At 71.3% G+C, this 12,761-nt stretch carries 12 protein-coding genes; 6 read left to right on the top strand and 6 right to left on the bottom strand.

Annotated elements, in window-relative coordinates; all coding sequences use genetic code 11:
• Window positions 1-587 precede the first annotated feature (587 nt).
• On the top strand, window positions 588-2,228 hold the full coding sequence (locus tag HWX14_RS29620; RefSeq protein ID WP_175885851.1) for a GMC family oxidoreductase N-terminal domain-containing protein: 1,641 nt from the start codon (window positions 588-590) through the stop codon (window positions 2,226-2,228).
• Window positions 2,229-2,260: 32 nt separating this feature from the next.
• Here the strand turns inward: HWX14_RS29620 and HWX14_RS29615 are convergent, their stop codons facing one another.
• The 6 genes from HWX14_RS29615 to fliF are packed head-to-tail and all read right to left on the bottom strand — an operon-like array spanning window position 2,261 to window position 9,071.
• Window positions 2,261-3,628: a flagellar hook-length control protein FliK gene (locus HWX14_RS29615; RefSeq protein ID WP_175885850.1), complete on the bottom strand. Its 1,368-nt coding sequence runs from the start codon at window positions 3,626-3,628 to the stop codon at window positions 2,261-2,263.
• Between the two features lie 31 nt (window positions 3,629-3,659).
• Window positions 3,660-4,118 carry a flagellar export protein FliJ gene (gene fliJ, locus HWX14_RS29610; RefSeq protein WP_089468707.1) on the bottom strand — a complete coding sequence of 153 codons (459 nt, stop codon included), beginning with the start codon at window positions 4,116-4,118 and terminating at the stop codon, window positions 3,660-3,662.
• Between the two features lie 5 nt (window positions 4,119-4,123).
• On the bottom strand, window positions 4,124-5,653 hold the full coding sequence (gene fliI / locus HWX14_RS29605) for a flagellar protein export ATPase FliI (protein WP_175885849.1): 1,530 nt from the start codon (window positions 5,651-5,653) through the stop codon (window positions 4,124-4,126).
• Window positions 5,647-6,330, bottom strand: a complete 684-nt coding sequence (fliH, locus tag HWX14_RS29600; RefSeq protein ID WP_175885848.1) for a flagellar assembly protein FliH — start codon at window positions 6,328-6,330, stop codon at window positions 5,647-5,649. Before fliH ends, fliI begins: the two co-directional genes overlap by 7 nt.
• Entirely contained in the window at window positions 6,323-7,318 is a 996-nt protein-coding gene (gene fliG / locus HWX14_RS29595; protein ID WP_011546444.1) for a flagellar motor switch protein FliG, read from the bottom strand. The genes fliH and fliG overlap by 8 nt, the downstream gene beginning before the upstream one ends.
• On the bottom strand, window positions 7,308-9,071 hold the full coding sequence (gene fliF / locus HWX14_RS29590) for a flagellar basal-body MS-ring/collar protein FliF (protein WP_175885847.1): 1,764 nt from the start codon (window positions 9,069-9,071) through the stop codon (window positions 7,308-7,310). The genes fliG and fliF overlap by 11 nt, the downstream gene beginning before the upstream one ends.
• A 248-nt stretch (window positions 9,072-9,319) precedes the next feature.
• On the opposite strand from fliF, the gene fliE reads away from it, so the two are divergent.
• The 5 genes from fliE (at window position 9,320) to HWX14_RS29565 (ending at window position 12,544) form a co-directional block, all read left to right on the top strand.
• On the top strand, window positions 9,320-9,664 hold the full coding sequence (gene fliE / locus HWX14_RS29585; protein WP_006486991.1) for a flagellar hook-basal body complex protein FliE: 345 nt from the start codon (window positions 9,320-9,322) through the stop codon (window positions 9,662-9,664).
• Window positions 9,665-9,881: 217 nt separating this feature from the next.
• Window positions 9,882-10,316, top strand: a complete 435-nt coding sequence (fliS, locus tag HWX14_RS29580) for a flagellar export chaperone FliS (RefSeq protein ID WP_175885846.1) — start codon at window positions 9,882-9,884, stop codon at window positions 10,314-10,316.
• Window positions 10,313-10,645: a flagellar protein FliT gene (locus HWX14_RS29575; RefSeq protein WP_175885845.1), complete on the top strand. Its 333-nt coding sequence runs from the start codon at window positions 10,313-10,315 to the stop codon at window positions 10,643-10,645. Before fliS ends, HWX14_RS29575 begins: the two co-directional genes overlap by 4 nt.
• Window positions 10,646-10,865: 220 nt before the next feature.
• Window positions 10,866-12,230, top strand: a complete 1,365-nt coding sequence (locus HWX14_RS29570; RefSeq protein ID WP_175885844.1) for a flagellar hook-length control protein FliK — start codon at window positions 10,866-10,868, stop codon at window positions 12,228-12,230.
• Window positions 12,227-12,544: an EscU/YscU/HrcU family type III secretion system export apparatus switch protein gene (locus tag HWX14_RS29565; protein ID WP_059583955.1), complete on the top strand. Its 318-nt coding sequence runs from the start codon at window positions 12,227-12,229 to the stop codon at window positions 12,542-12,544. Before HWX14_RS29570 ends, HWX14_RS29565 begins: the two co-directional genes overlap by 4 nt.
• Window positions 12,545-12,761 lie beyond the last annotated feature (217 nt).

The following is a 12,761-nucleotide window of genomic DNA, read 5'->3' as shown; positions in this document are numbered from 1 at the left end:
TGCGGCACGCGGCGGGCGTCGTATCCGCGCGACGGTTTGCGCGTCCGAAAGTCGTCCCGCACGGCATGCGCGCATGACCCGACGCGATGGCGAGCGGGCACGCGACGCCGTCTTGCGATCGCCTGCCGGGGCACCGAAGCAGGGCGACGCGACGGGTACGCGACGGCGTGGCGCCGCGCATCGTGCAACCGCGGCGACACACCGTCCAAACGGTCGGCGACGACCCGTGCCGTTCGATTTCGACCGACCGCGCGCATGACGCCGTGCGTCGTCGCGCGGGCCGCCGTTTGAAATGAAATGCGGGCCGCGCGCGTGACTTCCGGATCACCCGGTCGGCACGTGGCCAGCAGAATCCGGCGCTGCATCGTCGTTCCTCCCGTTTCGCGACGAATCGGCTTCTCGTGGCCGGTGCATCGCGCGAAGCGCATCGAGACATCTTAAATTTAGTTCACGCGGGCGTTTAGAGGAATCGCTCTTGAATCCGCGTGCCGCGCGCGGGACGGCCATTCCTACAATGCCCGAACACAAGAGGAGACGCGGTCGCGCGGCGGTGCCGGGCGCCTTCCATGACACGACGGAGACGTGACATGCAATACGACTACATCATCGTCGGCGGCGGTTCGGGTGGATCGAGCCTCGCCGGCCGTCTCGCCGATGCGTGCCCCGATGCGACGATCGCGCTGATCGAGGCCGGCTCGCACACGGAGCGCAATCTGCTCGTCAACATGCCGGTCGGCATCGCGGCGCTGGTGCCGTACAAGCTCGGCACCAACTACGGCTACGAGACGGTGCCGCAGCCGGGCCTCGGCGGGCGGCGCGGCTACCAGCCGCGCGGGCGCGGGATGGGCGGTTCGAGCGCGATCAACGCGATGATCTACACGCGCGGCCACCCGGGCGACTACGACGAGTGGGCGCAGCTCGGCGCGACGGGCTGGGGCTGGCAGGACGTGCTGCCGTATTTCCGCCGGGCGGAAGGCAACGAACGCGGCGCCGACGCATGGCACGGCGCGGACGGCCCGCTGTCGGTGTCGGATCTGCGCTTTCGCAATCCGTTCTCCGAACGATTCATCCAGGCCGCGCACGCGGCCGGCTATCCGCTGAACGACGACTTCAACGGCGCGACGCAGGAAGGCGTCGGCTTCTATCAGGTCACGCATCGCGACGGCGCGCGCTGCAGCGTGGCGCGCGCGTATATCTACGGCCGTAATCGGCCGAACCTGCACGTGGTCCCCGATGCGACGGTGCTGCGCGTCGGCTTCGACGGCAAGCGCGCGGTCGGCGTCGTCGTGTCGCGCAACGGGCGCGTCGAGACGCTCGGCGCGCGCGCGGAGGTGATCCTGTCGGCCGGCGCGTTCAATTCGCCGCAACTGCTGATGTGTTCGGGGATCGGCCCGGCCGAACAGTTGCGCCGGCACGGGATCGCGGTCGTGCAGGACGCGCCGGACGTCGGCACGAACCTGATCGACCACATCGATTTCATCATCAACACGCGCGTGAATTCGTCGGAGCTGGTGGGCGTGTGCCTGCGCGGGATCGCGAAGATGACGCCGGCGATCGCGCGCTATTTCTCGAGCCGCACGGGGATGATGACGAGCAACGTCGCGGAGGCCGGCGGCTTCATCAAGAGCGACCCGTCGCTCGCGCGGCCCGACCTGCAACTGCATTTCTGCACGGCGCTGGTCGACGATCACAACCGCAAGATGCACTGGGGGTTCGGCTATTCGCTGCACGTGTGCGCGCTGCGGCCGTTCAGCCGCGGCACGGTCGCGCTCGCGAGCGGCGATGCGCGCGACGCGCCGCTGATCGATCCGCGCTTCTTCAGCGATTCACGCGACCTCGACCTGCTGGTGCGCGGCACGCAGGCGATGCGCCGCATCCTGTCGCAGGCGCCGCTCGCGTCGCAGGGCGGGCGCGAGCTGTACACGCGGCCGGACCAGAGCGAAGCGGAGCTGCGCGCGACGATCGTCGCGCACGCGGACACGATCTATCACCCGGTCGGCACCTGCCGGATGGGCTCCGATGCGCGCGCGGTCGTCGATCCGCAGCTGCGCGTGCGCGGCGTCGACGGGCTGCGCGTGGTGGATGCGTCGGTGATGCCGACGCTGATCGGCGGGAACACGAATGCGCCGTCGGTGATGATCGGCGAACGCGCGGCGGACTTCATCGTCGCGGCGCGCAAGGGCGGCGTGCCGCGCGGCGAGGCGGCTGCCGCGGTGCACGGCCGCTGAGCGCGGCGCGCACGCAGCGGCCACGGCCATGCTCAGGCAAACGTATCGACGAGGCCGGCGCGGCTCGCGCGCGCGGCGACCGGTGCGGATTGCGCGGCGTCGACGGGTGCATCGACGGCTGACGGTCCGCCGTTCCCGCGTCGCGACGACTGGCCGTAGGCGTTGGTCTGCTGCGGGTTTTGCTGCTGTTGCTGCGAAGCGAGGCCGCCGTCGCTGACGGTCGCGCTGCCGAGCCCGAGCCCGCCCGCTTCCATCGCTTCGCGCAGCTTCGGCAGCGCGGCTTCGACCGCGTCGCGCACCTGCGGATGCTGCGACACGAACAGCGCGTGCGCATGGTTGTCCGCGACGCGCAGCACCACCTGCAGCGGCCCGAGATCGGGCGGGTTGAGCGTCAGCTCGGCGCTCTGCTGGTGCGCATTCGACAGGAACACCACCTTCTGGCTCAGCGCATCCGTCCAGTCGGCCGTGCCGACGTGCGGCGCGAGCACGTGCGCGTTGGCGGCGGCGATCGCACCGGCGGCCGGCGACAGTTGCAGGTTCGCCTGCGCGGCGGCAGCGGCCGTTGCGCCGGCCGCGAGCGTCGCGCTGGCGGCCGGATCCGTCGCGTTGCTGGCCGCCGCGAGTGCGTGCTGCGCGCCGGACTGCGCGTTCGCGTCGGCCTGCAGCGTCTGCGCGGTGATCTGGGTCGGCGTCTGTTGCGTGGCGAGCGCGCCTTTCGCGTCGGCGAGCGTGCGGTCGAACGTCGGCACTTTCGGCGTCAGCGGCGCGGCGGCATTCGACGCGGTTGCCGCCGGCGCGGTCGGCGCGGTCGGCGTGGCGGCGGCGGCCGTGCCGGTCGCCGGCATCGCAATCGCGTTCGCACCGCCCGTCAGCTTCGCGAGCGCCGCTTGCAGCGCGTCGCGGCTCGAAGCCGGATCGGTTTGCAGGGCGGCCGCGTCCTGGGGGGCATGATTCGCGAGCGTCGCCGTGGCGTCCGGCTGGCCGGACACGGCCGTCTTTTGCGCAGTGACGGCGGCGGCGGCCGCGTCGGCCGGCGTCGCGGTGTCCGGGCGCGCCTGCAGTTGCGCCTGCACGGCCGCGGCGGCCGCGAGGGCGGCGGCGTCGGGGTTGGCGGTGGCGGCGTTCGCGGTCGTGTCGTCGGTCGCCTTGTCGTCGTCCGTGCCGGACGGTTTCGCGCCGGCGGCCGGCTTCGAGGCAGCCTGTCTGGTCGACACGTCCGGCGTGCCGGCGTTGGCCGTATCGCCGCGCGTGGCGACGCTTTGCTTCAGCGTCTGCGCGAACGGTACGGCGCTCGTGGCGGCCGACGCATCGTTGGCGGCGGACGCACCCGAGCCGCGGGCGGCCTTGAGTGCGGCGCCGGCGGTGTCGAGCAGCGCGCCGAGCAGGGGCAGGGGAGGCATGACGGTTCTCTCGTTCGAAGGCGGTGGTCGGTTACGACGAACGGGCCGCGTCGGCCCGCATGCGCAGGATCTTCGCGGCATGTTCGTCGGCGTCGCGCTGTTCGCGCCGGGCGTCGCGCTGCGCTTCCTGCGCGACGCCGCGCGCCTGCAGGATTTCATACGAGCCGACGGTCCGTTTCTTCTGCTGCCAGTTCGGGCGCGCCTCGTCGATGCGGACCTCGGCCGCGGCGAGCACGGTGCGCTGCTGCGCGATCGCCGCATCGAGCGTGTCGATGAACGCCTGGAAATTGCGCCAGTTGCCGGCCGGCATCCCGCTCTGCGCGGATTGCGCGAAGCGCGCGTGGTATTCGTCGCGATAGCGCAGCAGCGCGTCGAGCTGTTCGGCCGCCGCGGTGCGGTCGCGCTGCGCGGTGCCGAGCTGCTTCGCGGCCGAATCGAGGTCGTCCTGCGCGCGGTCGAGCAGCAGCTGAAGGGGAAAGCCGTGGGCCATCGGGATCAGCCTCCGTAAGCGTCGAACAGCGCATCGAGTGCAGTGAGGCTCGATGCGAACGGCGCGCATTCGCGAAAGCCCTGCTGCAGGAACGCCTCGATGCGCGGGTAGAGCGCGATCGCGCGGTCGAGCTGCGCGTCGCGCCCGGGTGCGTAAGCGCCGACGGCGATCAGGTCGCGATTGCGCTGGTAGCGCGACAGCATCTGCTTGAACTGCCGCACGTGGTCGAGATGCGTTTCGTCGATCAGCGCGGTCATCGCACGGCTGATCGACGCCTCGATGTCGATCGCGGGATAGTGGCCGGCCTCGGCGAGCGCGCGCGACAGCACGATGTGGCCGTCGAGGATCGCGCGCGCCGAATCGGCGATCGGGTCCTGCTGGTCGTCGCCTTCGGTCAGCACCGTGTAGAACGCGGTGATCGAGCCGCCGCCTTCGGGCCCGTTGCCGGTGCGCTCGACGAGCGCGGGGAGCTTCGCGAACACCGACGGCGGATAGCCTTTCGTCGCAGGCGGCTCGCCGATCGCCAGTGCGATCTCGCGCTGCGCCATCGCATAGCGCGTCAGCGAATCCATCAGCAGCAGCACGTGCTTGCCCTGGTCGCGGAAATACTCGGCGAGCGACGTCGCGTACGCGGCGCCCTGCATCCGCAACAGCGGCGACACGTCGGCCGGCGCCGCGACGACGACCGAGCGCGCGAGCCCGTCCTCGCCGAGGATCTGTTCGATGAATTCCTTCACTTCGCGGCCGCGTTCGCCGATCAGCCCGATCACGATCACTTCCGCGCTCGTGTAGCGCGCCATCGTGCCGAGCAGCACCGACTTGCCGACGCCGGAGCCGGCGAACAGGCCCATCCGCTGGCCGCGGCCGACGGTGAGCAGCGCGTTGATCGCGCGCACGCCGACGTCGAGCACGTGGTGGATCGGCTCGCGATCGAGCGGGTTGATCGACGGCGCCGACAGCGGCGCATCGACTTTCGCCGCGAGCGGGCCGAGGCCGTCGAGCGGGCGGCCCGACGCGTCGACGACGCGCCCGAGCATCTCCCAGCCGACCGGCAGCCGCTTCGCGCCGGCGAGCGGATCGGTGACGGGCGCGCTTTCGCGCGGCCACACGCGTGCGCCGGGCAGCACGCCCGCGACATCGGTGGTCGGCATCAGGAACAGGCGGTCGCCGGCGAAGCCGACGACTTCGGCTTCCGCGTGCGGCAGCGTGCTGCCGGGCGGCAGTTCGATCGTGCATTCGGCGCCGACCGACAGGCGCAGCCCGATCGCCTCGAGCACGAGGCCGGCCGCGCGCGTGAGGCGCCCGCACGGCCGCAGCGGCAGTGCGCGGTGGCTGCGCGCGGCGAGCCCGTTCAGGTGCGTGCGCCAGTGGTCAAGGTGCGGATTGTGCGGCGCGCGCGGGGCGGCGGCGGGCGCGCTGGCCGGATGCGGCGCGCCGCCGTGCGCGCCTTCGGGCCCGAACGACGCGAGCGCGAGCTCGCGTTCGAGCGGCGTCATGCCGTCGTGCGCGAGTGCGTCGGGCGAGCGCGTCACCACGTGCTCACCTTGCCGATCGCGGCGGCGACGCGCTGCCAGCGCGTGGGCAGCGTCGCGTCGACCTCGCCGGTCGCGGCGTGCGCGCGGCAGCCGCCGCGCTCGATCGACGCGTCGGTGCGCACGTTCCAGCCGAGCGTGTCGAGGTCATCCTGCAGATACGCTTCGACGACGGGGAGGTCGGCCGGATGCACCGCGAGATGCGGCGCGCCGGACAGCGCGGGTTCGGCCGCGAGCACGTCGCGCACGGCGGCGACCAGCGCGGCCGGGTCGTGCTTCACGTGCTGGCGCACGACCTGCTGCGCGATGTCGAGCGCGAGCTGCGCGAGGTCGGACGCGAGATCGTGTTCGATGGCCGAGACGGCTTCGCGAAACGACGCGGCGAGCGCCGCGAGCTGCGCGGCCTGTTCGCGGGCGTCGGCCTGGCCGGCCTCGAAGCCCTGTTGGCGGCCCTGCTCGAAACCGGCCTGGTAACCGAGCGCCTGGCCTTCGACGTGGCCGGCCGCATGGCCTTCGGCGTGCGCGGCGTCGCGCACGCGCTGCAACTCCTCGGCGAGCGCGGCGGCAGCGGCCGCCGCGTCGTCGGGCGGCGGCGGGGGCGGCGGCGGGTCGAACGACGCCATCTCCCACCGCTGGTACGCGGTGAGGGTGCCCACGCGATCGCTCGCCGAATCAGACATACGCGTCTTCCGCCTTGCCGCCGATCGCGATCTGGCCGCTCTCGGCGAGGTTGCGCACGATCTGCAGGATGCGGCGCTGCTGCGTCTCGACTTCGGACACGCGCACCGGGCCGCGCGCGTCGAGATCCTCGGCGAGCAGTTCGGCCGCGCGCTGCGACATGTTCGCGAGGAACTTCTGGCGCAGCGCGGGCGGCGCGCCCTTCAGCGCGACGATCAGCGTTTCCGACTCGACTTCCTTGAGCACCATCTGGATCGCGCGGTCCTCGAGGTCGAGCAGGTTCTCGAACACGAACATCTGGTCGATGATCTTCTGCGCGAGATCGGCGTCGTACTGGCGCACGCTTTCGAGCACGCCTTCCTCGTGCACGCTCGTCATGAAGTTCAGGATCTCGGCCGCGGTGCGGATGCCGCCCATCGGGCTGCGCTTCAGGTTGTCGCTGCCGGACAGCAGGCCCGTCAGCACGTCGTCGAGTTCGCGCAGCGCGGCCGGCTGGATGCCGTCGAGCGTCGCGATCCGCAGCAGCACGTCGTTACGCAGCCGTTCGGTGAAGCAGGACGCGATTTCGGACGCCTGGTCGCGGTCGAGGTGCACGAGGATCGTCGCGATGATCTGCGGATGCTCGTTCTTGATCAGTTCGGCCACCGCGCCCGAATCCATCCATTTCAGGCCCTCGATGCCGCTCGTGTCGCTGCCCTGCAGGATGCGGTCGATCAGCACGCCGGCCTTGTCCTCGCCGAGCGCCTTCGTCAGCACCGAGCGGATGTACTCGTTCGAATCGAGCGACAGCGCGGTGTGCTGCTCGGCTTCCTTCACGAAGTCCTGCAGCACCTCCTCGACCTGCTCGCGCGTGACGTTCTTCAGCGCGGCCATCGCCACGCCGATCTTCTGGACCTCGCGCGGCGCGAGGAACTTGAATACCTGCGCGGCCTCTTCCTCGCCGATCGACATCAGCAGCAGCGCGCTCTTGGTCAAGCCTTCAGCGTTCATCGGACACCCAGTTCTTCACGACGGTGGCGACGATCTTCGGATCCTGGCGGGCGATCGTGCGCGCGTAGTCGAGGTTGCGTTCGTAGCGGTTCTTCTCGTTTTCGAAGCCGAGCAGCAGCGGGTCGGGTTCCTCGGCCGCCTTGTCCGGCGCGGGCAGCCCGTCGAGCGCGACCACGTCGTCCGGCGCCGCGAGCGCCGGCGCGACCGGCTCGGGCGGCGGGAACGCGCGGCGCATCGCCGGGCGCACGAACATGAAGTAGAGCGCCGCCGCGGCCGCCGCGATGCCGAGCCACTTCGCGGCTTCCTTCGCCATCGCGATCATGTCGGGCTGGCGCCACCACGGCAGGTCGGCGTACGGGTCGCTCGCGGTCGAGAACGCGCTGTTCACGACGTTTACCGAGTCGCCGCGCTTCTCGTCGTAGCCCATCGCGTCCTTCACGAGCTGTTCGACCTGCGCGAGCTTCGCGGGCGGCAGCGGCTGCATCGTCACGTGGCCCTTCGCGTCGGCGACCGGCTGGTAGTTGACGACGACCGCGACCGACAGCCGCTTCACGCTGCCCATCGGCTGCTCGGTGTGGCGGATCGTCTTGTCGAGCTCGTAGTTGGTCGTCTGGTCCTTGCGGTCGCTGACCGGCGTGGTCTGCGGCCCGTTCTGGCCGTTGCCGGCGACGATCGGCGCGGACGCCGGCTGCGGCGGCGTGTTCGACAGCGCGCCCGGCACGCCCGATGCGCCGCCCTGCGCGAGTTCGGTCGCGCTGCTGGTCTGCTGGCTGCGGATCGCGGATTGCTGCGGATTGCCGTTCGGGCCGTAGCTTTCCGACGTCTGCTCGATCTTCGAGAAATCGAGATCGGCGCTGACCTGCGAGCGCGCGTTGCCGGCGCCGAAGATCGGCGCGAGGATCGCGTCGATGCGCTTCTGCGTGTTGTGCTCGACCTGCTGCACGTACTTGAGCTGGCTCGCGTCGAGGCCGGACGCGGACGCGGTCTGGGTCAGCAGGTTGCCGTCCTGGTCGACGATCGTCACGTTCTTGGCCGGCATGTCGGGCACGCCGGACGACACCATCCGCGTGATCGCCTGCACCTGGCCCTCGTCGAGCACGCGGCCCGGGTAGAGGTCGACGAACACCGACGCGCTCGGCGCTTCCTTGTCGCGCACGAACACCGACGGCTTCGGGATCGCGAGATGCACGCGCGCGCCGCGCACGGCATTGATCGATTCGATGGTGCGCTGCAGCTCGCCTTCGAGCGCGCGCTGGTAGTTGATCTGCTCGGCGAACTGGCTGATGCCGAATTTCTGGTTGTCCATCAGCTCGAAGCCGACCGAGCCGCCCTTCGGCAGCCCCATCGCGGCGAGCTTCAAGCGCGTTTCGTGCACCTGGCCCGACGGCACGAGGATCGCGCCGCCGGCATCGGCGAACTTGTAGGGAACGTTTGCCTGCTGGAGCGCGGCGATGATCGCGCCGCCGTCGCGGTCCGACAGGTTGCTGTACAGCACGCGGTAGTCGGGCGCCCGGCTCCACAGCACGAGCGCGGTGATCGCGGCGATCGCGAACGCGACGGCGATCACGAACGGCAGCTTCGGGTTGCCCTTCATCCGCGAGATGCCGGGAATGCGTTCGGCGAAGCCGCCCAGCCCGAAGTCCGCGCCTGCGCCGCCCGCGCCCGGCAACGCGGCGGCCGCGGCGGCGCCGGGCGCCGGGCTGAGGCCCGCGCGGGCGTCTGGGTTGATCAGCGAGTTGGCCTGCGAATCCATGCGTCGAGTTTCTCCGGAGCGGGACGACTGAGCTCGCTCGGACGAGCGGGCGGACAATGACACGATGCGATTATCGTGACCCGCGGCGCACTCCGATCGACCGAAAAGAGCGGGGTTTCCCCCGTACTTTCGCGGCTTTGACGCGCGCCGCGCTGCTATCCTTTCTCGCGATCCGGCATGGTGCGCGTGGTGCGGCGCCGGCGGGTCGCCCGGTGCGTCCGGGTCTCTTCTCTATGTCTGGGGACAGCATGACTGCGAACGTCAGCGGAATCGGTTCGGTGTTGCAACAGATGCAGTCGATGGCCGCGCAGGCGTCCGGCGGCGTCGCGAGCCCGACGGCGGCGCTGGCCGGCTCGGGCGCGGCGACGGCCGGCACGTTCGCGAGCGCGATGAAGGCGTCGCTCGACAAGATCAGCGGCGACCAGCAGCACGCGCTCGGCGAGGCGAAGGCGTTCGAGGTCGGCGCGCCGAACATCTCGCTGAACGACGTGATGGTCGACATGCAGAAAGCCAATATCGGCTTCCAGTTCGGGCTCCAGGTCCGCAACAAGTTGGTGAGCGCTTACAACGACATCATGCAGATGTCGGTGTGAGGCGACGGGCATCCGGCGACGGGCATCCGGGGACGGCCATCCGATGGCGACTCCGGGCCTGCCGAATAGCGCCGGCGAGCCGGCGCCGCTTGCCCGGCGGCAGCCCCCGCGCACCTAAAGCTTTCCAAATCCCTTCCGATAACTTCGGTGAAGGCCGCGCCGTGCCACGCACGGCGGCGGCGCCCGTCTAGCCAAGACAAATAACAAGGAGAAGCGCATGTTTTCCCCAGGACACGCTGGAGCCAGTGCATACGCGCGTGTCGGCGTCGAGACCGGGGTGATGGGCGCGTCCCCGCACCGGCTGATCGCGATGCTGTACCAGGGCGCGCGGCAGGCGATCGCGCTCGCGCGCATGCATTTGCAGCAGGACAACGTGTCCGGGCGCGGCGAAGCGATCGGCAAGGCGATCCGGATCGTCGAGAGCGGCCTGCAGGCGTCGCTGAATCGCGACGCGGGCGGCGAGATCGCCGAGCGCCTCCATGCGCTGTATGCGTATATCGGCCGGCGTCTGCTGGAAGCGAACGCGCAGGCGAGCGACGCGATGCTGGTCGAGGTCGACGGCTTGCTCGCGACGCTCGAGGAAGCATGGACGGGCATCGCCCCGGAAGTCGCGCGGATGGCCGCGCAACAGGTAGCGGAAGCATCACGATGAATCACAAGGCCGAATACTTCGCGCGCTACGAGGCGCTCGCCGCCGTGTCGGGCCGGATGCTGTGCGCCGCGCGCGGCGCCGACTGGAACGCGTTGCCGGGGTTGCAGGCCGAATTCATGCAGCTCGTCGACGGGTTGAAGGAGGCCGATCCGGGCGTCGTGCTCGACGAATCGGATCTCGGCCGCAAGCTCGACCTGATCCGCCGCATCCTGGCCGACGACGCCGCGATCCGCGATCTCGCGAGCCCGGACATCGCGCGGCTGTCCGCGCTGTTCGAGGCGCGGCGCTCGACCCAGGTATTGACCGATCTGTACCGCGCGCGCGGGTAGGGCCGTGTGCCGGGACACGGGCGCGACGCGCCCGGCCCGGCGCCGCATGCGGCGCGCGCTGTTCCCGCGGGCGATTTCGGGCATTCCCGCGGAATGAGTTTTCATGGGGTTGCCACGAGAACGGCCGCTCGCCGCGTTGCGCGCCTCGCGAGCGGCCGTTCTCGTGGCAACGCATGTGCGTTCCATATGCAACAGACCCTAACGTGAGCAGGCTCCGATCATGACCGGTATCGACTCCGTTGCGGCCGCGCTGCTGGCGAGCCGCCTCGACAGCCTGCTGACCGGCACCGTATCGGCGCCCGTCGGCGGCGGCGCGACCTCGCAGGTCGGCACGCCGGGCGCCGGCGCGTCGTCCGCGCCGCCGGCCGGCAGCCCGCCTGCCGCGCCGCCCGCTTCCACGCAGACCGCGCTGTCCGATGTCGGGCGCGTGCTCGACGCGATCTCGCGCTCGGGCGGCGATGCGACGCCGGCGATCGTCGGGCGGCTGCCGCTGCTGGCCGACCCCGCCGTGCTGCTCGCCGATACGCCCGTGCCGGCGCGCGCGCCGGCTGCGTCCGGTCCCGCCGAGTCTGCCACGCCGGCTTCCGCGGAAGCGTCGTCCGCCGCCGCGACGCGGGCCGCGGCGGCGCCCTCGGTCGCACCGCCCGTCGCGGCGCTGCGTGCGGCGCTGGCGCAGGCCGTGAGCGAGAGCGGCCTTTTCTACGAATCCCATCTCGCGCAGTGGCTGGCCGGCCAGCGTCCGCTCGCGGCGCTGCTGCGCGAGCCGCAGGCGCGCCTGGCGACCGCGCTCGCGCCGGCCGACCCGGATGCCGTCCCGCACGATTCCACCGACTTGCTCGACGAACTGCTTGCCCAGCGCCCGCCGCTGCCGGCTGCCGCGCGCGCGAGCGCGCCGCCGCCGGCCCAGGGCGGCGCGCCTGCGCGCGACCCTACGCAGGCCGCAGCAGCGGCCGCCCGGCAGGGCGCATCGTTGCCGCCCGATACCGCCGATCCGCTGGCCGCGCACGCCGATACGCGCTGGACGCCCGCGCGTGCCGAGCTGGCCGCCGCATCGTCCGATCCGCAGGCGCAGCAGCCGCTCGCGACCGTGCACCCGGCCGCCGTGCCGATCGTTCGGCAGCAGCTCGATGCGCTCGCGACCGACCAGTTTCGCTGGACCGGCGAGGCGTGGCCCGGCGCGCGGCTCGACTGGACGATCGAACCCGACGAGCCGGGCCACCGCGCACCGCGCGGCGGCAGTGACGACGACGCGGGCGACGGCATCGCGTGGCGCACGCGCCTCACGCTGACGCTGCCGTCGCTCGGCACGGTCGACGCCGAGCTGGTGCTGAACGGCGCGCAGCTCGTCGCGAGGCTGCGCGCGAACCAGACGGGCGCCGATCGTCTCGCGCGCCACGAAGCCGCGCTACGGCAGCGGCTCGAAGGTTCGGGGCTCAAGGTGGGCGGGCTGTCGATCCGCGCGGTCGACGACGGGCCGGACGGCTTCGACCTGTTCGCCGCCCAGGCTGCCGCCGCCGCGTATGCGCGCGGCGCGGCCGGCCCCGATACGCGGGTGCCGGGCGACGATGACGAGGCGCTGCGATGAGCATGACGTCCCGCAAGCGCGCGGCCGCGCTCGTCTACGACCCGAAAGGCGGCGATGCGGCGCCGCGCGTGGTGGCGAAGGGCTACGGGGTGCTCGCCGAGATGATCGTCGCGCGCGCGCACGATGCGGGGCTGTACGTGCACACGGCGCCGGAGATGGTGTCGCTGCTGATGCAGGTCGATCTCGACGACCGGATTCCGCCGCAGCTCTATCAGGCGGTCGCCGACCTGCTCGCGTGGCTGTACGCGCTCGACCGCACCGAGCCCGCGCCGGACGCCGCCGCGCCGCGTTTTCCGTTGCCGCCGTTGCGCTGAACGGCCTGCCGTCGGCCGGCTTCTTACGAATGGCTATCCGCCGCTTGCGCGAGCGTTCTGCCGTCATGTTCGGCCTATCGACCGCTATCGCCTCGCAACGCACGCCTTTCTTCCGCGTTCGCGCACACGTCGAACCTGCCGCGCCGTACGCGTACGGATTGAGCCGGCTTTCGATTTGTGTAATGATATCCATTCTCATTTTCATGCTACCCGGGCG

Source organism: Burkholderia sp. BCC0044 (assembly GCF_902832955.1).
GTDB lineage: Bacteria > Pseudomonadota > Gammaproteobacteria > Burkholderiales > Burkholderiaceae > Burkholderia.
This window is presented reverse-complemented; position numbering and strand designations above follow the sequence as displayed.